Source organism: Pseudomonas sp. GZJR-8, from assembly GCF_002916705.1.
Lineage (GTDB): Bacteria > Pseudomonadota > Gammaproteobacteria > Pseudomonadales > Pseudomonadaceae > Aquipseudomonas > Aquipseudomonas synxantha_A.
Window position 1 is genome coordinate 140,312 of record NZ_JXSI01000004.1, and the last position, 19,178, is coordinate 159,489.

Here is a 19,178-nt window from a genome sequence, read left to right on the forward strand (position 1 = left end):
TCAGGAGTGCTCCGGGGCGAGGGCGAGCAGGGCATCGCGGGTACGGGCGAGGAATGCGGCTTTGTCTTCGCCTTCTTCCAATTGCAGGGGCGCACCGAAGCTGGTTGTGCATAACAACGGCAGTGGCAATACGCGACCCTTGGGCATGACCCGGTTGAGGTTGGCTATCCACACGGGGACCAACTCGGCCTGTGGGTAACTTTTTGCCAGGTGATACAAACCGCTTTTGAACGGCAGTAAGCCATCCTCCAGATTGCGCGTGCCTTCAGGAAAAATGATCAGCGAGTCACCGCCTTCCAGAGCCGCGAGCATGGGCAGCAATGGGTTATCCACAGGCTCTTTGCGCTCGCGGTCGATCAGCACGCCATTGAACACCCGGTTGATGATGTAGCGGCGCAGCGCGCTCTTGTTCCAGTAATCGCTGCCGGCCACCGGGCGTGTGAATTTGCGCAGGTTCTGCGGCAGCGACGCCCACACCAGCACGAAGTCACCGTGGCTGCTGTGGTTGGCGAAATAGATGCGTTGCACCGGTACTGGCGCGCACCCCAGCCACAGGCTGCGAGCGCCGGTGACGGTGCGGGCCATGGAGGTAATCAGCGTGGCGACCACGGGTTCGAACATGGGAATTCCTTATCCGGCGAAAGGCAGCCAAGGGCTGGCGAGGATGACGCCCAAGGTCAGCAGCGCTTGCGCGCCCAGCAACCAGGCTTGTTTACGCAACAGTTTAAGGGCGCCACGGCGGCGTTCGGTCCACGGCCGACCGGCTCGCTTGGACGATTGCAGGCCGAGGGTTTGCAGGGCCTGGTCAAGGTCTGGAGTGCGGGTAACGTCGCGGGCCAGCAAGGCGAACAGGTCGGCGTCGAAGGCCACTCGCAGCGCCCAGTACTTTTGCAGCAGGCCCAGCACGATCATCCACAGGGCCAGCAGCAGGCAGATCGTCGAGATACTGGCCAACAACAATTGGGCGAGGCCGAACAGTATGCCGAGCAACGTCAGGCCTGTGGATAACTGATCCAGGGAACGGCCACGGCGTAGCAGGCTGGCAACTATCTGGAGTTCCATATCAGGGTGCATGGTGCAAACCCTCCAACGCTTTACGGTGTGCGGGGTGCAGGACCACAGTGGCCCGTGCTGTACGAATAATAGCCAGTGCTTCATCGACCGTGGCGGCTCGGCCAGTATTCAGCAGCCAGGCGGCGACAGCAGTGGCGCTACGGGAGTAACCGAGGGCGCAGCACACCAGCAAGGGGCCGCTCGTTCGCAGGCGTTCAATGGCGTGTGCGGCTTCCAGGCATTCGTCGGCTGTCGGGGTGACGAGGTCCAGTACCGGCACGCAGGCATAAGCGCGGCCCAGTGGATTAATCGGCAGTTCGGCGCACAGATCGACAATAGCCCTGAACGAGCCCTGCTCGCTGGCCGTAGGAATGCGCCCCAGCCAGACGTTATCCACAATCAGGTCCGGCTGTGGATGTTTGCGTGTCCACAGCCGCGAATTGACCCACGCACCCGCTAAATAAGGCGCATACAACCAGCGGGCTGCAGGCGTAAGGCGGCCATCCGCACGTTTTTGAAAGCCCGACGCGCCGATCACAAGGTAGTTGGCGGTGATCAAACCCAGGGAAACCGCTGGCCACAGCAGCCACAGCCAGCCGCCGCCCAGTACCAGGGCAAGTGCCAGCAGTAATAGCGTGCCCAGCCCGTAGCGCACAGCCAGGCGCCAGCGTTGGGTATCCCGCGTCAACCGCGCACTCAACAATGGGCTCGGGTGCTCCACTGGCCATAACCACACGCACAGCCACCCCGCGAGGGCGCCTGTGGGTAAGTCGATAAAGTGATGTTGATAAGTAGTCAGCACCGAGATGCCGATCAGCGCAAACCAGCCGTGCACCACCCAGCGCCAGACCCCCTGGGTGTGCCGCTGGTACATGACCCACAGGATCACCAGCAATGCGATATGCAGCGAAGGCGCCTGGTTGAACGGTTTGTCGAAACCGGCCAGCACCGCGAATAGCCAGCCAAACACGCCGTCCAGTTCTGGCCGCTCAAAGGTAAAGCGCAATGGCCAGATCAGGAAGCAACTGACGGCAATCACCTGCGCACTCAGCAGACGCAGTGCATGTTGTTTCAGCTCATGCCGTGTATTGGGCAGCAGCAGAGAGAAGCCGTAGAGCAGGTCGATGGACCAATAGGGCACGATGGTCCAGGCCCAGAACGGCATATGGCTTTCCCAGCCGAACACCAGCGTGCCGACGTCGCTGCGCTGGCTGGTGACCCAGGTGGCGAAGCCGTAGGTGCTGAAAAACAGCGGCGCCAACAGCAGCAGCCAGAGCACCGCTGGTTTCAATAAACCGGGTTCGCGCATGTTCAGATCTTCTGTGCCAGGGACACAGTGAAAATGCCCCACTCATCCACGCGCTGGGTGATCTTGCGAAAGCCCGCAGCTTCAACCAACTGGTCCATTTCCGCCTGGCTGCGCCGACGCATCACCCAGGCCTGGCCCTGGCGGTGGCTGGTGAGCGCGCGGGCAATCAGCTCCAACTGCGGGTGCCACGGCTGCCCGGTGTAGACCAGGTAACCGCCAGGTTCCACAGCTTCGGCCAGGCCCGCCAGTGAACCGCCGACTATGGCGTTATCGGCAAACAACTCATACAACCCGGACACCACGGCCAAGGTCGGCTTGGGGTCCAGGGCAGCCAGGTCGGCGCGGTCGAACGCATCGCCTTTGATGAACTGGGCGATGTCCCCCAAGCCCTTCTCGCGAATCAGCGCGCCACCGTCGCGCACGTTGATGTCGCTGTAGTCGCGCAGCAGGATCGACTCCGGCAACGGCGATACGCCCTGCAAGGCTTCAAGGATGTAACGGCCGTGGCCGGCGGCGATATCGACGATACGGACCTCGCGGTGCTCGTCACGCAGCTTGGTCATGGCCAGGCGCAGCAGTTCCTCGACGTTCAGCTTGCGCTGGCGAATACCGCGCCAGCCAATGGAGTTGAGGTAGTTGGTGTCGATCATCCGCCCCAGCCCGCCCTTGCCGGTAGGCTTATTGCGATACACGTAGTCCAGCGTGCTGCCGGAGTCGAAACCGGTGTCGAAGCCCAGTTTCACGCCGTCCGACAGGTTCTTGCCCAGGCCCATGCTGGCGCGGGTCATGCGCCAGTAGAGGTCGCGCAGGGAATTGCGTGGCAGTGGCGCGGCAAGGGATTCGGATTCGGCGCAGGTGGCGCCAAGTTTGTCGGCGTCCAGTAGAGAGGCGCGGTCCAGCGGGTGTACGAAGTTCTGCAGGATAAAGCGTTTGGCGCTGCTCACGGCCACGGCTCGGTCACGTTCACCGAGGGTGTCGTGGAAAAACCCAGGGAGGATATGCAGCTCTTTTTTCAGGCTGCCGAGGCGGTCGAAAAATTGCTGCTGGGGTTTACGGTGCACCACAAAATCGGAGCCGGAGATAAGCAACTGGGTCGGCACCTGGATCGCCTGGGCGTCGGCTACAACCCGGTCGGCCGCTTCGTACAGGCCAAGCAGCACATTCACCGAGATGGCCTTGGTGATCAGCGGATCGCTGTCGTAGGACGCCACCCGTTCCGGGTCATGGCTGAGGAACTTGGCCTTGACGTAGCTGTTGACGAAAAAGTTGCCACGAAACCTGCGCATCAAGGCCAGGCCCGGGCGGGCGAAGGGCACGTACAGCTTGACCTTGAAGGCCGGCGAGGCGAGCACCAGGGCGCGGATTTTTGGCGCGTAATCGTGGACCCAGGTGGCCGCGATCACCGCGCCGACGCTTTGGGCGATCACGGCCAGGTTTTGCTCTTCGATGCCGTAGGTGGCGCCGATATGGTCGCAGAAGGTCTGCACATCACGGGCACTGGTGGCAAAGCTGGGGCTGTCGCCGCGCTCGCCGGGCGATTGGCCGTGGCCGCGGGCGTCCCAGGCGAAGAAATCAAACCCCGGTAAGTCCAGTTCATCCACCAGGTGGGCAATACGTCCGGAGTGCTCATGGCCGCGATGGAACAACAGGATTGCCTTGCGCGGCCCGGCGTCTGCCGTGGCCGGCCAGTGCCGGTAGAAAAGCTCGACGCCATCATGGGTACTGAAGGTGTGCACTTGCTGTTCGCGCATCGCAAAATCCTTATGCAGAAGGGGGAGTTTGTGGCTGTTCTTTGAGGCCCTGGCGCACCCGGTTGACCAAGGTATAGGCGAGCAGGGCGGCGACCAGCCACATCACCGCCTCGACCCAACCGGCGCCGAGCCAGCCCAGCGCCACGCCGGTAGCCAGTACACCCAGTACAAAAGCCCGATCACTCTTGCCCATCGGCCCGTCATAGCGACGCGATGCGCCCACCATCGGCCCCAACACGCCGGCGTACTCGCTGAAGACCGCAAGCAGTGTCACCAGCACCACCGGCACCGGGCTCACGCCGGGGATCAGGGCAAAGGGCAGGATCAGCGCGCTGTCGGCGATCACATCGCACAGTTCATTGAGGTAAGCGCCGAGGCGTGACTGCTGGCCGAATTCTCGAGCGAGCATGCCGTCGATGGCGTTGAGGGCCATGCGCACGATCATCCATAAAGGGATCAACGCAAACAGCCAGAGGTGTTGGGCGAAGCCTGCGATCAACAACCCCACCAGCAGGGAAATAACGCCGGCTAGCACGGTGATCTGGTTGGCGGTAGTGCCGTTGTCGTAGAGGCGCTGCACAAGCGGGCGCAGCAGGTTTTGAAACCGCGGTTTGAGTTGGTAGATGGAAATCATGGGGTGGCGCTTCCTTGTCCGTGAACCCGCGAAAAGCTGTTTCGGAGTGTGCCGATTAATCGCAGCCGACACCAGTGATGGCTCGTGTTTATAGGGGGTTAGTCACACTCCAGAGAGCACAGCAAAACAAATGTGGGAGGGGGCTTGCCCCCGATTGCGGTGTATCAGTAACTAATCAGTCGACTGACACACTGCTATCGGGGGCAAGCCCCCTCCCACAAGGGATTCAGAGTGGATGCAAAAGCGAACAAAAATTTCACGCTTCGTGTTATATCGTAACGAATTGTGTGCAAGTGGGCATTGAGCGGATGCAGGTGGATTTAGAAGCTGACGGCGCCTCCGTAGAAGGCCTGGCGCGTTTTCAGCAAGGGCTGTTCCATGCCCGTCGGTTACGCCAAGCGGGTATCAGCCTGACGACCCTGGCGATCAGCGGATGGGTGTTGGCGCTGTTCGTGGCGTTGTTTGCGCCACTGTCGATCTGGCCGGTGGTGTTGATCAACTGCGCTTCGGCCCTGCTGCTGTTGGTGGCCGGGTTGCAGTCGGCCTGGTGGGTGGCTGATTGGCGTGCCCAGGCGATGGAGGTGCCGAGCGCTGAGTTGATTGAGCAACCCATTGAGCCCACTGCCTGGCACAAGGGGCTGATCAACCGTTTCGGCAACGGCCTGCTGGCACAGGTTGGCGCACCGGTGCTGTGGTTGGCCGGCTGGTCGTTGCTGGCGTTGGTCAGCGTTATCCAGTTCTGGAACCTGGCCTTGCCTGCTGCGGCCATCGGTCAGTCCGCCAGCATCGGTGCGGCGCTGGCATTGGGGCTGGCTTTTGGCTTGCTGGTGTTCGAGCGTCGCCTGGCCCAGGAAACCGCCGCCCAGTGGCCGGAAGCTTCACAGCTGGCGCAGTTGAGTCGGGTGGCGATTATCTGCCTGGTGCTGAGTGCCATCTGCCTGTTGTTTGCCAATGCCGAGTCGGTGTGGCCGCTGCGTCTGGCGACACTCGTCGGCCTGTTGCCGGCGCTGGTGGCGCTGGAGTTCCTGCTGCGGGGCGTGCTGTCGCTGTTCAGCCCGCGCCAGCCGCGCCTTGAGCCGCGCTTGATGGCGCAGAGTTTTATCGCCGGCCTGCTGCGTTGGCCGCCACAACCGTTGCTGGCGTTGCAGCATGAATTGCACAACCGTTTTGGCATCGACCTGCGCCAGATCTGGGCCTTCACCTACATGCGCCGGGCTTTCCTGCCGGTGTTGCTGGTGGTGCTGGCGGTAGGCTGGGCGCTGACCGGCGTGCATGAAGTGCCCCTGCAAGGGCGTGGGATTTATGAGCGCTTCGGCAAACCGGTCGAGGTGTTCGGCCCCGGCCTGCATACGGGTTTGCCGTGGCCGCTGGGTCGCGTACTCAACGTGGAGAACGGCGTGGTGCATGAGCTGGCGACCAGCGTCAGCGAAGCCGCCACACCGGAGCTGGCCGCTGCCGAAGGCCCGGCGCCGTTGATTGCCAACCGCCTGTGGGACGCCAGCCATGTGAATGACAAATCCCAGGTCATCGCCAGCAGCAGCGGCGATAAGCAGGGCTTCCAGATCGTCAACATGGACGTGCGATTTGTCTACCGCATCGGCCTCACCGACCAGGCTGCGCTTGCCGCCACTTACAACAGCGCGGACATACCCACCCTGATCCGCAGCACCGCCAGCCGCACCCTGGTGCATGACTTTGCCTCGCGCACTCTCGACGAATTGCTCGGTGAACAACGCACCAGCCTCGCCGACGAGATTGGCCGCACGGTGCAAGCAGACCTGCACACCCTCGACAGCGGGGTGGAAATCCTCGCCACGGTGGTTGAAGCGATCCACCCACCGGCTGGCGCCGCCAATGCTTACCACGGTGTGCAAGCCGCCCAGATCGGCGCCCAGGCACTGATCGCCCGTGAACGTGGCGCGGCCAGCGAGCAGACCAACCAGGCGCTGCTGCAAGCCAGCACCGTCCGTGATCAGGCCCAGGCCGGCGCCCGCGAAGTGAATGCCGGCGCCCAAGCGGCGAACCTGCGCTTTGCCGCCGAACAAAAAGCCTATGCCGCTGCGGGCCAGGCTTTCGTGCTGGAACAGTACCTGAGCCAACTGAGCCTGGGCCTGGCCCACGCCAAGCTGCTTATTCTGGATCATCGTTTGGGCGCCGACAGTGCGCCGACGATTGATCTGCGTTCTTTTACTTTGCCCGCCGATCCACTGGCGCCGCGCAAAGCCGTTCAATAAGGAGTCTGTCTGTTGAGCGCTCATTCTCACGATCACGGTCATCACCATCATCACGGCCACCACCATCACCACCATGGTGATGAACAAGCGGCCGGGCCTTTCCCTTGGCGGCGCATGGCCTGGGCGGCGTTACTGGTGCTGTTTGCCGTGGCAGCGGCGAGCCTGGTGCAGGTGCGCTCCGGCGAGGCCACGGTGATTACCCGCTTCGGCAACCCCGCGCGAGTGCTGTTGGAGCCGGGCCTGGGCTGGCGCTGGCCGGCGCCATTCGAAGCGGCGATCCCGGTGGACCTGCGCCTGCGCACCACGTCCAGCGGCTTGCAGGATGTGGGCACCCGCGATGGCCTGCGGATTATCGTGCAGGCCTATGTGGCGTGGCAGGTGCAGGGCGATGCCGACAATGTGCAGCGCTTCATGCGCGCAGTGCAGAACCAGCCGGACGAAGCGGCGCGGCAGATCCGCACCTTCGTCGGCTCGGCGCTGGAAACCACGGCGGCCAGCTTTGACCTGTCCAGCTTGATCAACACCGACGCCAGCCAAGTGCGCATCGCCGATTTTGAAGCGCAGTTGCGCCAGCAGATTGATCAACAATTGCTCGCCACCTACGGCGTGCGCGTGGCGCAGGTCGGCATCGAGCGCCTGACATTGCCTTCGGTGACACTCACCGCCACGGTTGATCGTATGCGCGCCGAGCGGGAAACCATCGCCACTGAACGCACCGCCGTGGGCAAGCGCGAAGCGGCGCAAATCCGCTCCGCCGCCGAGCGTGATGCGCGCATTGTGCAGGCCGATGCGACGGTGAAAGCCGCCGATATCGAAGCGCAATCGCGGGTAGAAGCCGCGCAGATTTATGGCCGTGCCTACGCGGGTAATCCGCAGCTGTACAACCTGCTGCGCTCGCTGGATACCTTGGGCACGGTGGTCACGCCGGGTACCAAAATCATCCTGCGCACCGACGCCGCGCCGTTCCGCGCCCTGGTGGATGGGCCGAAGGACATCCAGCCATGAGCGAACGCGGCAGTCCCGACAGCCCTTGGATTCAGGCCGGGCGCCTGACCTTCCTGGCGCTGTACGCGGTCACTGTGTTGGCGGCGTTGGCCTGGGCCTTTTCCAATGTGCGCCAGATCGACCCGCAGAATCGCGCGGTGGTCCTGCACTTCGGCGCCCTTGATCGCATTCAGAACGCCGGGCTGTTGCTGGCCTGGCCGCAGCCGTTCGAGCAGGTGGTGTTGTTGCCGGCGGCGGACCGGGTGATCGAGCGCCGAGTGGAGAACCTGCTACGTTCCGACGCGGCGCTGCAGGCTGATCGCGTGGCCAGTTTCGCTACGCCGTTGAGCGATGCCCTGGCCGGTTCCGGCTACCTGCTGACCGGCGATGCCGGGGTGGTGCAGTTGGATGTGCGGGTGTTCTACAAGGTGACCGAGCCCTATGCCTTCGTGTTGCAGGGCGACCACGTGTTGCCCGCGCTGGATCGGTTGGTGACGCGCAGTGCCGTAGCCCTGACGGCAGCGCGGGATCTGGACACCATCCTGGTAGCACGCCCGGAACTGATCGGCAGCGACAACGGCGCCGCCGAACGCCGCGAGCGCCTGCGCGGCGATCTGGTGCAAGGCATCAATAAACGCCTGGCCGATTTGGCCGCCAGCGGTTTGGGCCTGGGCATCGAAGTCACCCGCGTCGATGTGCAATCGAGCCTGCCGGGCCCGGCGGTGAATGCCTTCAACGCAGTGCTGACTGCCAGCCAGCAAGCGGATAAAGCGGTGGCCAACGCCCGCACCGAAGCGGAAAAACTCACCCAGACCGCGAATCAGGAGGCTGACCGCCAGGTGCAAGTCGCCCACGCCCAGGCCAGCGAACGCTTGGCCAATGCCCAGGCGCAAACCGCTACCGTCGCCAGCCTCGCCCAGGTCAAAGACCCCGGCTTGCTGTTGCGCCTGTACCGCGAACGCCTGCCGAAGATTCTCGGTCAGGCGGGTTCCGTGACCACCGTCGACCCCAAAGACGACTCCCGCTTGATCATCCAGGGAGCCGAACAATGAGCGCACCCATGCTGACCTCTGCCGAACAGCGCAGCGCTGCCCGGCAATTGACCCTGGCCATGCTCGCCCTGGGGTTGCTCGTGCTGGGCCTGGTGTGGCGCTGGCTGGCGCCGGACCAGAACGGTGTGAGCCAATTGCTGCTGGGGGTGGCATCGCTGTTGGTGGCGGTGCCGGTAATGCGTTCGGCCTGGTACAGCCTGCGCTTTCCCAGCTTGCACGGCATCACTGACCAACTGATTGCCCTGGCCATGCTTGGCGCCTGGGCCACCGGCGATCTGCTCACCGCCGCGTTGTTGCCGATCATCATGATCTTCGGCCATGTGCTGGAAGAGCGCAGCGTGATCGGCTCCCAGGAGGCGATCCATGCCCTGGGCAAACTCACCCGCAGCCACGCCCGTTTGGTACAGGCTGACGGAACCATCACCGAAGTGGATAACGCCACGCTGAACCCCGGTGATATCGTCGAAGTGCGCGCCGGCGACCGCGTGCCGGCCGATGGCGTGGTGCTGTCCGGCCAGGCGAGCCTGGACACGGCACCAATCACCGGTGAGTCGGTGCCGTTGGAAGCCAGCGCGGGTGTGCAGGTGTTTGGTGGCGCGATCAACCTTGATGGTCTGCTGCGCCTTGAAGTGACGCGCACTGGCAACGAATCGACCCTGGGCAAAGTCATCGCACTGATGCAGAACGCCGAGCGCTCCAAGCCGCCGATCACGCGGCTGCTGGAGCGTTATGCCGGTAGCTATATGGTGTTGGTGCTGTTGCTGGCGGCGGTCACCTGGTTCGTCACCAACGATGCTCAGGCGATGCTGGCGGTGCTGGTGGCGGCGTGCCCGTGTGCCTTGGTGCTGTCGGCGCCGGCCACGGCGATTGCCGGGATTGCCGTGGCGGCGCGTCATGGGATTCTGATTCGCAGCTCGGCGTTTCTCGAAGAATTGGCTGACCTGACCTCGTTGGTGGTCGACAAGACCGGCACCCTGACCTTTGGCACCCTGCGTTTGCAGTCCATCGAGACCACCGCACCGGATCGCCAGGAGCTGCTGAACCTGGCGGCCAGCCTCGGCTCGGCGAGCAGTCACCCGGTCAGCCGAGCGTTGGCGGGGTTGGCGACTCAGGAGCAGTTACTGGCGCTCACCGACATTCGCGAGCGTCAGGGCCTGGGCGTGGTCGCACAGACCGAACAGGGCGAAGCGGCGCTGGGGCGGCCGGAGTTGTTCGAACAATTGGGCATCGTCACCAGCGGCGTTCCCAACCATGACGGCCCTATTGCCGGGTTGGCGTTGAACGGCGATTTCCTGGCCTGGCTGTTGCTGGCCGACAGCGTCAAGCCGGAGGCGCGCCAGGCCCTGCAAGAGTTGCGTGACTTGGGCCTGGGCCGCCAGTTGCTGCTGACCGGCGACCGCCAAAGCGTGGCCGACAGCCTGGCGCTGGAGGTGGGCATCAGTGATGTCGAAGCCCAAGCCTTGCCGGAAGACAAGCTCAACCGCGTGCTGGGTGAAATCAGCAGCGGCTTCCGGCCGATGGTGGTGGGCGATGGCATCAATGATTCGTTGGCGCTCAAGGCCGGTGTGGTTGGTGTGGCGATGGGGGCGGGCGGTGCCGATATCGCACTCGCATCGGCGGACGTGGTGTTGATCGGCAGCGACTTGCGCCGCCTGGGTACCTGCGTGCGCTTGAGCCGCCAGTGCCGGCAGACGTTGCAGGTGAACGTGATCATCGGCCTGGGCTGGACGTTGGCCATTGTGGTGTTCGCGGCCTTTGGCTGGCTGGGCGCGGCGGGTGCCATGATTGCGGCGGTGCTGCATAACCTCAGTACCTTGCTGGTGCTGGGTAACGCTGGGCGGTTATTACGCTTCCAGGAGCCGCTGTTGAAGCTTGATGAATAATTTCAGAAATATTTGCACACGGCTGTAACGCCAATGGGGGCCCTCACTCTAGTGGTGTGTCGAGACTGAACAATCCGTTCGGACCGACTTCACCACTGATCATGAGGAATACAACAATGAGCATTAAATCCGCTGCTGCTGGCGCCGCCCTCGCGATGGCTGCCGCCACTATGTTTGCCGGTGTGGCCACCCAGGCACACGCAGCCGATGCCACTGTGCATTGCTATGGCGTCAACGCTTGTAAAGGGCAGAACGACTGCAAGACCAAAGATCACGCGTGCAAAGGTCAAGGTTCCTGCAAAGGCCAGGGCTTCCTGTCCATGAGCAAGGCGATGTGCGACGAGAAGGGCGGTACCGTCGGCGAGTAACGGCAACCGAGTGCAACCGCAGCGACCGCCCCCCGTCGCTGCGGACACTTTTCCTGGAGCGTCTTATGCCCACTTCTTTTTCGAGCCTCGGTTACGGCCTGGGGCTGCGCAGTGAGTACTACCAGCAGATCCTCGAACAGTCGCCGGCCGTGGATTGGTTCGAAGTGATCTCCGAGAATTATCTGGTGCAGGGCGGCAAAGCCTTGTACTACCTGGATGCGATAGCCGAGCGTTACCCGGTGGTAATGCACGGTGTGTCCTTGTCCATCGGTGGGCCCCATGCCCTCGATACCGATTACCTTGCGCAAATCAAACAGCTCGCCGAGCGCATCCAGCCGGCCTGGATTTCCGATCACCTGTGCTGGAGCCGCGGCAGCGCGCATCAGCTGCATGACCTGCTGCCGCTGCCCTACACCGAAGAAAGCCTCTATCACGTGGCCGGTCGTGTGCGTCAGGTGCAGGACGTGTTGCAGCGCCCGCTGGTGCTGGAAAACGTCTCCAGCTATGTGCGCTCCAAGGCTGATGAGTTCACCGAGTGGGAGTTCCTCAACGCTTTGGCCCACCTGAGCGGGTGCCAGTTGTTGCTGGACGTGAACAATGTGTATGTGAGTGCGCGTAACCATGGCTTTGATGCCTGGACGTTTATCCGCAACCTGCCGCCCGAGAGCATCCGCCAACTGCACCTGGCCGGGCATATGGACTACGGCGACTATGTGGTCGACACCCACGACCATCCTGTGTGCGACCCGGTGTGGGCGCTTTACCAGCAGACCCTGGAGCATTTGGGGCCGGTGTCGACGCTGTTGGAGCGCGATGATCATTTCCCGCCGTTCGAAGAGTTACTCACCGAGTTGAGCAAGGCACGCGAGCTGGCTGCCAGCGCCCTGGCCAGGAGATCGCTATGCGCCTGATCGATTGGCAATTGGCTTTTGAAGAGCACCTGTTATCTGAACCTTGCGCTGCCAACAGCAGCTTTGCCGCTACCTTGCTGGGGGGGCCGACGCTGGATGTGGACACCGGCCTAGCGATTTACCACAACGCCTATCTGTCGCGATTGAAAGAAGTGCTGTGCCATGACTTCAGCGCTATCCGATATTGGCTGGGTGATGATGAATTTGCCGCGCTGAGCGAAGCCTACGTTCGTCGTTACCCCTCGGCCCACTACAGCCTGCGTTGGCTCGGTGAGCGCTTTTCGATGTTTATCCTTGAGCACTTGGTCGCAGAACACAGTGCGCCGCTGGCTGAATTGGCGCGTCTGGAGTGGGCGTTTACCCTGGCGTTCGATGCACCCCAGGGGACGCCGCTGACCGTGAATGACATGGCGCAATTGGCACCCGGGGACTGGCCGACGCTGCAGGTAAGCCTGGCGCCTTCAGTGCAGCATTTGCTGTGCCGTTTCAACACGGTGGCGATCTGGCGAGCCAGCAAGGATGCATCGGGTTTTCCCGGCAGCAAGGCGCTGGACCCGATGCAAATCTGCCTGGTATGGCGTCATCAGAATGTGTGTCACTACCGCAGCCTGGAGCCGGACGAGGCCTGTGCACTGGCAGGGATGGTGACTACCGGCTGGAATTTTTCAGAACTGTGCGCAGAGTTGGCAGTCACTTATTCAGAGGGTGCGTCGCTGCAAGCGGCCACATGGCTGAAACAGTGGATCCAGGACGGTTTGCTTGAACTCCGAGCCCCATAGAGACGTGCTATTAAATCGATAGCCTCCTACTTTGTCTTCGGATGGTCTACCCTCACTCCAGACGTCTGAAACAAGGGGGGATTACTCATGCTCGCGCAACTTCCACCGGCCTTACAGAATCTTCAGCTACCGTTGCGTCTTCGACTCTGGGACGGCCATGAATTCAACTTGGGTCCTGAGCCCAGTGTGACGATTGTGGTCAAGGACCCCACGATGGTGTCCAAGCTGACCCACCCAACGCTCGATTCACTGGGCGAAGCCTTCGTCGAAGGCAAACTGGAGCTGGAAGGCTCCATCACCGAGGTGATCAGGGTATGTGACGAGTTGAGCCACGCCTTGATCGATGACGACGAAGGCAGCCGTCCGGTGCGCTCGATCCACGACAAGGCCACCGACGCGGCGGCCATTTCCTACCATTACGACCTGTCCAACGAGTTCTACCAACTATGGCTGGATCAGGACATGGCGTATTCCTGCGGTTATTTCGAAACCGGCAGCGAATCCATCGACCAGGCCCAGCAAGACAAATTCCGTCACCTGTGCCGCAAACTGCGGCTGCAGCCGGGCGAGTACCTGCTCGACGTGGGGTGTGGTTGGGGCGGGCTTGCGCGGTTTGCGGCGCGGGAATTCGGGGTCAAGGTGTTTGGTATCACCTTGAGCAAGGAACAGCTGGCGCTGGCCAGGGAGCGGGTAAAAGCCGAAGGCCTGGAGGATCAGGTCGATCTGCAATTGCTCGACTATCGCGACCTGCCCCAGGACGGCCGCTTCGACAAAGTGGTGAGCGTGGGTATGTTCGAACACGTCGGCCACGCCAACCTGGCGCAGTACTGTCAGACGCTGTTCGGTGCCGTGCGTGAAGGCGGCCTGGTGATGAACCATGGCATTACCGCCAAACACACCGATGGTCGCCCAGTGGGCCGAGGCGCCGGGGAGTTTATCGAGCGCTACGTATTTCCCAACGGCGAACTGCCTCACCTGGCGATGATGACTGCCGAGATCAGCGAGGTCGGGTTGGAAGTGGTGGATGTCGAAAGTTTGCGCTTGCACTACGCCCGCACGTTGGACCATTGGAGCGAGCGCCTGGAAGACAATCTGGAAGCGGCGGCGAAGATGGTGCCGGAGCAGGCGTTGCGCATCTGGCGGCTGTACCTGGCCGGTTGCGCTTATGCGTTTGCCCGGGGCTGGATCAACTTGCACCAGATATTGGCGGTCAAACCCCATGCCGATGGTGGTCATGAGCTGCCGTGGACGCGGGAAGATCTCTACCGCTGACCCGTTTTCCAGAACACTGAAGATCCAAATGTGGGAAGGGACTTGCCCCCTCCCACATTTTCCCTGCGTTGTCTGTTAGAGAATCGGTGAGATCAAGCGCGCCACCCGCATCCCCAACTGTTGCAGGCGTCGCGTCTCGCGGCTTTCTTCCTGACTGACTTCATGGGACAGGGCAAAATCGTCCAGCAGCATGTGTTCAACCTGGCTGGCGAAAGCCTCATCCACTGTCAGCAACATCACTTCGAAATTCAGTCGGAACGAACGGTTGTCCATGTTGGCGCTGCCAATGGCGCTGATTTCGCTGTCTACCAACACCACCTTCTGATGCAGAAACCCGGGCTTGTAGCGGAACACCCGCACACCTGCGCGCACGGCTTCGATGGCGTAAAGGCTGGAGGCGGCATATACGATACGGTGGTCGGGCCGCGATGGCAGCAACAGGCGCACGTCCACCCCGCGCAATACCGCCAGGCGCAGTGCGGCGAATACGGCTTCGTCGGGGACGAAGTACGGGCTGGTAATCCATACCCGCTCGGTCGCGGCGTGGATGGCCTCGACGAAAAACAGCGAGCAGGTTTCATAGGGGTCTGCCGGGCCACTGGCGAGCAGTTGGCAGAGCACGCCGTCTTCGGGGTAGGCATCCGGCAGGATCAGCGGCGGCAGTTGCCGCGCCGCCCAGAACCAGTCTTCGGCAAACGACTCCTGAAGGCAGGCCACCACTGGGCCGGTGACCTGTACATGGGTATCGCGCCATGGCGCCAGCGGCGGCTTTTTGCCCAAGTACTCATCGCCCACATTGTGCCCGCCGACAAAGCCGGTGATACCGTCCACCACCACGATCTTGCGATGGTTACGGAAGTTGACCTGGAAACGATTGAGCCAGCCGCTGCGGGTGGCGAACGCCTTGACCTGCACCCCGGCGTCGCGCAGCGATTGTACGTAGCGATGGGGCAGGGCGTGGCTGCCGATGCGGTCGTACAGCACGTAAATGTCGACGCCCTGGGCGGCCTTTTCCTTCAATAGCACCTGCAATTGGCGGCCAAGCTCATCGTCATGGATGATGAAAAACTGGAACAGCACGGCGGTCCTGGCGTTGCGAATCGCCTCGAAAATCGCGCCAAAAGTAGCCTCGCCATTGATCAACAGGCGCACTTCATTATTGGCCAGACACGGCATGCGCCCGAGCTTGGGCATGGCTCGCAGGGAGGCATAGGCACTGGAGTTGCGCGCCGCGAGCGCTTCCTCTACCCACGGGCGCCAATTCAGTTCGGCGATCGCCGTGTGCATTTCCTGGTTGGCCTGGCGACGGGCCTGGATGTACGCGTCGAAGGTGCTGCGGCCGAAGATCAGGTAAGGGATCAGCGTCAGGTAAGGCATGAACATCAGCGACAAGGCCCAGGCGATCGAGCCTTGGGCGGTGCGGACAGTCAGTACCGCGTGAATTGCGGCGAGGCTCCCGAGAACGTGCAGCGTGGCAATGAAGTAGGCGAGCAGGTGCGGGCCAAAGAAATCCATGAACGACGTAACTCCAGGCAGTCCAGTGCGTAACAGACCATGAACCGCTGCGAATGTCGCTATTTTATTTGCCGTGCAACACTGGCCGCTTTACGACGTCTAACGCCGACAATTACCCAGGAGTTACCCGATGAATGCTCGTCTGCTTGGTTTGGCCATGGTTGTTGGTTTGTCGCTGCCGGTGGCGGCGCAGGCGCAGATGCTGGCGCCGGGCTTGTGGGAATTGACCACCAGTAATATGAAAGTCGATAATCAGGACCTGCCGGACCTGTCGCTGATCCTCGGTCAGCTCAAGCAACAAATGACACCTGAACAGCGCGCCATGCTCGAAAAGCAAGGCATCAACATGGCCGGTAAGGGTGTGCAGGTGTGCCTGACCCCAGCCCAGGTTGCCACCGATTCCATCCCGCTGACCGACCCGCAATCGGGCTGCAAGCAGGAAGTGACTGACAAGACCGGCAACCAATGGAAGTTCCGTTTCAGCTGCCCCAAAGCCCAGGGCACTGGTGTAGCGACCTTCCAAAGCCAGAAGGAATTCACCACCACCGTCAACGGTACGTTCAATGCCACCGGCATCCAGCAGAAGGGCAGCCTGGACAGCCACGCTCAGTGGCTGGGCAACAATTGCGGTACGGTCAAACCCCGCGCTTAACGCAGAAAATGCAGGGGCAAGCCCTGGCAACTGTCGACCACCTGGCCGTTGTGCCAGGCCAGGTGGCCGGACACCAGCGTGGTGCTCACGCTGTGACGAAAGCTGCGCTCTGCAAAGGGTGTCCAGCCGCAACGGGCGAGAATCGGTTGGCTGCTGACCGGTTTGCCCTGAGGCTCAGGTTTGATCAACACCAGATCGGCCCAATAGCCTTCACGCAGGTAACCGCGATCAGGAATGGCAAACAGGTCGGCCACACGATGACTGGTTTTCGCCACCAGTGTGGTCAGAGGCAAATGCCCGTCGGCCACCAAGTCCAATAGTGCCGGCAGGGCGTGCTGCACCAGGGGCAAACCCGAGGGTGCTTCACGATAGCCCAATTGTTTTTGCGCCCAGGTATGCGGCGCATGGTCAGTGCCAATCACATCCAGACGATCACTTAATAACGCCAGGCGCAGCGCGTCGCGGTCGGCGCGTGTCTTGATGGCCGGGTTGCATTTGATCTGATGACCGAGGCGGTGATAGTCGCGGTCGTCGAACAGCAGATGATGCAGGCAGACCTCGGCGGTGATGTGTTTTTCGGCCAGGGGCTTGTCTTCGAACAGCGCGAGTTCACGGGCGCTGGTCAGGTGCAGCACGTGCAGTCGCGTGCCGTGGCGCTGGGCCAGTTCCACGGCATACGATGACGAGCGATAACACGCTTCGGCGTCGCGGATCAGTGGATGAGCGACAGCGGGAATGCGCTCGCCAAAGCGCTCGCGCAAGCGTTGCTCGTTGGCCAGGATGCTCGGAGTGTGTTCGCAGTGCGCGAGCAGAATGGTCGGCACGTCGGCAAACAAACGTTCCAGAATACGTGGGTCGTCCACCAGCATGTTGCCGGTGGAGGCGCCCATGAACACTTTGACTCCAGCCACTTCACAGGGGTCGAGTCCGGCGACGATATCCAGATTGTCGTTGCTTACGCCAAAGTGAAAGCCGTAGTTGGCCACTGAGTGCAACGCAGCACGGTGCTTCTTATCGGCCAAGGCTTGCAGGTTCAAAGTGGCTGGCTGGGTGTTGGGCATGTCCATGAAGCTGGTGATACCGCCGGCCACCGCGGCACGGGATTCGCTGTAGAAACTGCCTTTGTCTGGCGCGCCGGGTTCGCGAAAATGCACCTGGTCATCGATCATTCCCGGCAGCAACCACTGGCCTTTGGCGTCGATTTCCACCGGTTCGTCAGCGCCTTCAATGCTGGCGGCAATCTTCTCGATACGGCCATTGGCGACCAGCACGTCGGCGTCGAATACCTGGCCCTCGTTGACCAGGCGGGCGTTGCGTATCAGCAGGCGACTCATGGTTCAGAACTCGTTTTGCAAGGCTTTGTAGCCGCGCACCAGGTCGACGTTGGTGCGTGCCACGTCTTCGGAAAACTCCGAGGCACTGACACTCACCGGCGGGAATTGCGACAGGTCGGTGTTAGGCCCGATGCGGGTGGTGGAGGGCACGTAGAAGGCCGCGGGCAGGTCGCGGCCATCGACCACCGAGTTGTGGCGCACCACGCAGCCATCGCCGACGGCGCAATTGAACAGCACGCTGTTGAAGCCGATGAACACGCGGTCGCCAACTGTGCAGGGGCCATGGACGATGGAACGGTGGGCGATAGAGGTGAACTCGCCAATAGTCACCGCCGCGCCGGACTTGGAGTGGATCACCACACCGTCCTGGATGTTGGAGTTCGCGCCGATCGTGATCGGGTCCATGGCGCCGCTGGCATCGACTTCGTCGGCGCGGATCACGGCGTAGGGGCCGACGAAGACGTTCTCGCCGATGATGACCTTGCCGCAGATGATCGCGGTCTTGTCGACGTAGGCTGACTCGGCAATGATCGGCAGGTCACCTGAAGGGTTTTTGCGGATCATGGTTTGCTCAACGCCGCGCACAGGGTGTTCAGGTTGTATTCGAACAGCCCGATAAAGGTGCTGGCCGGGCCTTGAGCGGCGAGGGCGTCGGAGTACAGCGTGCCGCCTATCTGCGCGCCGCTTTCATCGGCAATCTGCTTGAGCAGGCGCGAGTCCTTGATGTTTTCGATAAACACGGCTTTGACCTTGTCTTTACGGATCTGGGTGATCAGCGCGGCGACTTCGGCGGCCGACGGGTCACGCTCGGTAGACAAGCCCTGGGGCGCGAGGAATTGGATGCCATACGCCTGGCCCAGATAGCCGAAGGCGTCATGGGAGGTGACGATGCGGCGGTTGCCCGACGGCAGTGCAGCGAACTTGGCCTTGGCCTCGGCCAGCAGGCTGTGAATTTGCTTCAGGTAAGCCTGGCTGTTGCGCAGGTAGTCGGTTTTATTGGCAGGGTCGGCGGTCACCAATGCCTTGGTGATGTTGCTCACATAAATTTCGGCGTTGGCCAGGTTGTGCCAGGCGTGTGGGTCGGGAATGGTCTCGCCGTCTTCCTCCATGGTGTGCGAGATCACGCCTTTGCTGGCGGTGACGACCGTAGCGGTGGTTTCAGTGCTGGTGACCAGGCGATCCAGCCACGGCTCGAAACCTAGACCGTTCTTGATGATGACCTTGGCCTTGAGCAGCGCTTTGGCGTCATCCGGTGTGGGTTCATAGGTATGAGCATCGGCGTCCGGGCCGACCATGTTGCTGATCTGAATATGGTCGCCACCGATCTGGTGGGTGATGTCATCGAGAATACTGAAGCTGGTGACTACCTGGATTTTGTCTGCGGCGTGAGCCATCGACAGCGGCAGCAATAGGCTGAACAACACAAGAAGAGCGCGCATCGGGAAAC

18 protein-coding genes are annotated in these 19,178 nt (G+C 61.9%); 9 read left to right on the forward strand and 9 right to left on the reverse strand.

All coding sequences use genetic code 11. The features are described from left to right. The 5 genes from TK42_RS09720 to TK42_RS09740 are packed head-to-tail and all read right to left on the reverse strand — an operon-like array spanning position 1 to position 4,747. The gene (locus tag TK42_RS09720) at positions 1 to 621 is read right to left on the reverse strand and encodes a 1-acyl-sn-glycerol-3-phosphate acyltransferase (protein ID WP_103734102.1); all 621 of its coding nucleotides are present in this window, start codon (positions 619 to 621) and stop codon (positions 1 to 3) included. Between the two features lie 9 nt (positions 622 to 630). Beyond that, positions 631 to 1,074, reverse strand: coding sequence for a hypothetical protein (locus tag TK42_RS09725; protein ID WP_103734103.1), 444 nt, complete (start codon positions 1,072 to 1,074; stop codon positions 631 to 633). Continuing rightward, entirely contained in the window at positions 1,064 to 2,362 is a 1,299-nt protein-coding gene (locus TK42_RS09730) for a phosphatase PAP2/dual specificity phosphatase family protein (protein WP_103734104.1), read from the reverse strand. The genes TK42_RS09725 and TK42_RS09730 overlap by 11 nt, the downstream gene beginning before the upstream one ends. Positions 2,363 to 2,364: 2 nt before the next feature. Further along, positions 2,365 to 4,113 (reverse strand): bifunctional alpha/beta hydrolase/class I SAM-dependent methyltransferase, encoded by a 1,749-nt coding sequence (locus TK42_RS09735; RefSeq protein WP_103734105.1) that lies wholly within the window; start codon positions 4,111 to 4,113, stop codon positions 2,365 to 2,367. 10 nt (positions 4,114 to 4,123) lie between these two features. Then, the gene (locus TK42_RS09740) at positions 4,124 to 4,747 is read right to left on the reverse strand and encodes a CDP-alcohol phosphatidyltransferase family protein (protein ID WP_078822683.1); all 624 of its coding nucleotides are present in this window, start codon (positions 4,745 to 4,747) and stop codon (positions 4,124 to 4,126) included. A 308-nt stretch (positions 4,748 to 5,055) separates the two neighbouring features. On the opposite strand from TK42_RS09740, the gene hflK (TK42_RS09745) reads away from it, so the two are divergent. The 8 genes from hflK (TK42_RS09745) to cfaB all read left to right on the forward strand — a co-directional run bounded on the left by hflK (TK42_RS09745) (position 5,056) and on the right by cfaB (position 14,230). Further along, the gene (gene hflK, locus TK42_RS09745) at positions 5,056 to 6,981 is read left to right on the forward strand and encodes a protease modulator HflK (protein ID WP_103734106.1); all 1,926 of its coding nucleotides are present in this window, start codon (positions 5,056 to 5,058) and stop codon (positions 6,979 to 6,981) included. Between the two features lie 9 nt (positions 6,982 to 6,990). Continuing rightward, positions 6,991 to 7,986, forward strand: a complete 996-nt coding sequence (gene hflC / locus TK42_RS09750; protein WP_164699557.1) for a protease modulator HflC — start codon at positions 6,991 to 6,993, stop codon at positions 7,984 to 7,986. After that, the gene (hflK, locus tag TK42_RS09755) at positions 7,983 to 9,017 is read left to right on the forward strand and encodes a protease modulator HflK (RefSeq protein WP_078822681.1); all 1,035 of its coding nucleotides are present in this window, start codon (positions 7,983 to 7,985) and stop codon (positions 9,015 to 9,017) included. Before hflC ends, hflK (TK42_RS09755) begins: the two co-directional genes overlap by 4 nt. Beyond that, entirely contained in the window at positions 9,014 to 10,900 is a 1,887-nt protein-coding gene (locus tag TK42_RS09760; protein WP_103734107.1) for a cation-translocating P-type ATPase, read from the forward strand. The genes hflK (TK42_RS09755) and TK42_RS09760 overlap by 4 nt, the downstream gene beginning before the upstream one ends. 116 nt (positions 10,901 to 11,016) lie before the next feature. Further along, the gene (locus tag TK42_RS09765) at positions 11,017 to 11,268 is read left to right on the forward strand and encodes a hypothetical protein (RefSeq protein WP_078822679.1); all 252 of its coding nucleotides are present in this window, start codon (positions 11,017 to 11,019) and stop codon (positions 11,266 to 11,268) included. A gap of 65 nt (positions 11,269 to 11,333) precedes the next feature. Next, positions 11,334 to 12,179: a DUF692 domain-containing protein gene (locus TK42_RS09770; protein WP_078822678.1), complete on the forward strand. Its 846-nt coding sequence runs from the start codon at positions 11,334 to 11,336 to the stop codon at positions 12,177 to 12,179. Continuing rightward, complete coding sequence (locus TK42_RS09775) at positions 12,170 to 12,958, forward strand: DNA-binding domain-containing protein (RefSeq protein WP_103734108.1); 789 nt, start codon at positions 12,170 to 12,172, stop codon at positions 12,956 to 12,958. Before TK42_RS09770 ends, TK42_RS09775 begins: the two co-directional genes overlap by 10 nt. A gap of 87 nt (positions 12,959 to 13,045) precedes the next feature. Continuing rightward, positions 13,046 to 14,230 (forward strand): C17 cyclopropane fatty acid synthase CfaB, encoded by a 1,185-nt coding sequence (cfaB, locus tag TK42_RS09780; RefSeq protein ID WP_005792585.1) that lies wholly within the window; start codon positions 13,046 to 13,048, stop codon positions 14,228 to 14,230. A 75-nt stretch (positions 14,231 to 14,305) separates the two neighbouring features. Here the strand turns inward: cfaB and cls are convergent, their stop codons facing one another. After that, positions 14,306 to 15,745 (reverse strand): cardiolipin synthase, encoded by a 1,440-nt coding sequence (gene cls, locus TK42_RS09785; RefSeq protein WP_005792584.1) that lies wholly within the window; start codon positions 15,743 to 15,745, stop codon positions 14,306 to 14,308. Positions 15,746 to 15,875: 130 nt separating this feature from the next. Here cls and TK42_RS09790 point away from each other — a divergent pair, with 130 nt between their 5' ends. Further along, positions 15,876 to 16,397 carry a DUF3617 domain-containing protein gene (locus tag TK42_RS09790; protein WP_103734109.1) on the forward strand — a complete coding sequence of 174 codons (522 nt, stop codon included), beginning with the start codon at positions 15,876 to 15,878 and terminating at the stop codon, positions 16,395 to 16,397. On the opposite strand, the gene TK42_RS09795 is transcribed toward TK42_RS09790, so the two are convergent. The 3 genes from TK42_RS09795 to TK42_RS09805 are packed head-to-tail and all read right to left on the reverse strand — an operon-like array spanning position 16,394 to position 19,170. After that, the gene (locus tag TK42_RS09795) at positions 16,394 to 17,731 is read right to left on the reverse strand and encodes a dihydroorotase (RefSeq protein WP_103734110.1); all 1,338 of its coding nucleotides are present in this window, start codon (positions 17,729 to 17,731) and stop codon (positions 16,394 to 16,396) included. The two genes, TK42_RS09790 and TK42_RS09795, sit on opposite strands and share 4 nt — an antisense overlap. Positions 17,732 to 17,734: 3 nt before the next feature. Beyond that, positions 17,735 to 18,295, reverse strand: coding sequence for a DapH/DapD/GlmU-related protein (locus TK42_RS09800; RefSeq protein WP_103734111.1), 561 nt, complete (start codon positions 18,293 to 18,295; stop codon positions 17,735 to 17,737). After that, positions 18,292 to 19,170 carry a metal ABC transporter substrate-binding protein gene (locus TK42_RS09805; RefSeq protein WP_103734112.1) on the reverse strand — a complete coding sequence of 293 codons (879 nt, stop codon included), beginning with the start codon at positions 19,168 to 19,170 and terminating at the stop codon, positions 18,292 to 18,294. Before TK42_RS09805 ends, TK42_RS09800 begins: the two co-directional genes overlap by 4 nt. Between the last annotated feature and the right edge of the window lie 8 nt (positions 19,171 to 19,178).

What these genes read in the sequence shown, in the direction of transcription:
- TK42_RS09805 (WP_103734112.1), bottom strand. Translation starts at nt 19,170, where the DNA reads ATGCGCGCTCTTCTTGTGTTGTTCAGCCTATTGCTGCCGCTGTCGATG.
- TK42_RS09740 (WP_078822683.1), bottom strand. Translation starts at nt 4,747, where the DNA reads ATGATTTCCATCTACCAACTCAAACCGCGGTTTCAAAACCTGCTGCGC.
- hflK (WP_103734106.1), top strand. Translation starts at nt 5,056, where the DNA reads ATGCAGGTGGATTTAGAAGCTGACGGCGCCTCCGTAGAAGGCCTGGCG.
- TK42_RS09770 (WP_078822678.1), top strand. Translation starts at nt 11,334, where the DNA reads ATGCCCACTTCTTTTTCGAGCCTCGGTTACGGCCTGGGGCTGCGCAGT.
- cls (WP_005792584.1), bottom strand. Translation starts at nt 15,745, where the DNA reads ATGGATTTCTTTGGCCCGCACCTGCTCGCCTACTTCATTGCCACGCTG.
- cfaB (WP_005792585.1), top strand. Translation starts at nt 13,046, where the DNA reads ATGCTCGCGCAACTTCCACCGGCCTTACAGAATCTTCAGCTACCGTTG.
- TK42_RS09720 (WP_103734102.1), bottom strand. Translation starts at nt 621, where the DNA reads ATGTTCGAACCCGTGGTCGCCACGCTGATTACCTCCATGGCCCGCACC.
- TK42_RS09795 (WP_103734110.1), bottom strand. Translation starts at nt 17,731, where the DNA reads ATGAGTCGCCTGCTGATACGCAACGCCCGCCTGGTCAACGAGGGCCAG.
- TK42_RS09765 (WP_078822679.1), top strand. Translation starts at nt 11,017, where the DNA reads ATGAGCATTAAATCCGCTGCTGCTGGCGCCGCCCTCGCGATGGCTGCC.
- TK42_RS09730 (WP_103734104.1), bottom strand. Translation starts at nt 2,362, where the DNA reads ATGCGCGAACCCGGTTTATTGAAACCAGCGGTGCTCTGGCTGCTGCTG.
- TK42_RS09775 (WP_103734108.1), top strand. Translation starts at nt 12,170, where the DNA reads ATGCGCCTGATCGATTGGCAATTGGCTTTTGAAGAGCACCTGTTATCT.
- hflK (WP_078822681.1), top strand. Translation starts at nt 7,983, where the DNA reads ATGAGCGAACGCGGCAGTCCCGACAGCCCTTGGATTCAGGCCGGGCGC.
- TK42_RS09735 (WP_103734105.1), bottom strand. Translation starts at nt 4,113, where the DNA reads ATGCGCGAACAGCAAGTGCACACCTTCAGTACCCATGATGGCGTCGAG.
- TK42_RS09790 (WP_103734109.1), top strand. Translation starts at nt 15,876, where the DNA reads ATGAATGCTCGTCTGCTTGGTTTGGCCATGGTTGTTGGTTTGTCGCTG.
- TK42_RS09760 (WP_103734107.1), top strand. Translation starts at nt 9,014, where the DNA reads ATGAGCGCACCCATGCTGACCTCTGCCGAACAGCGCAGCGCTGCCCGG.
- TK42_RS09725 (WP_103734103.1), bottom strand. Translation starts at nt 1,074, where the DNA reads ATGCACCCTGATATGGAACTCCAGATAGTTGCCAGCCTGCTACGCCGT.
- TK42_RS09800 (WP_103734111.1), bottom strand. Translation starts at nt 18,295, where the DNA reads ATGATCCGCAAAAACCCTTCAGGTGACCTGCCGATCATTGCCGAGTCA.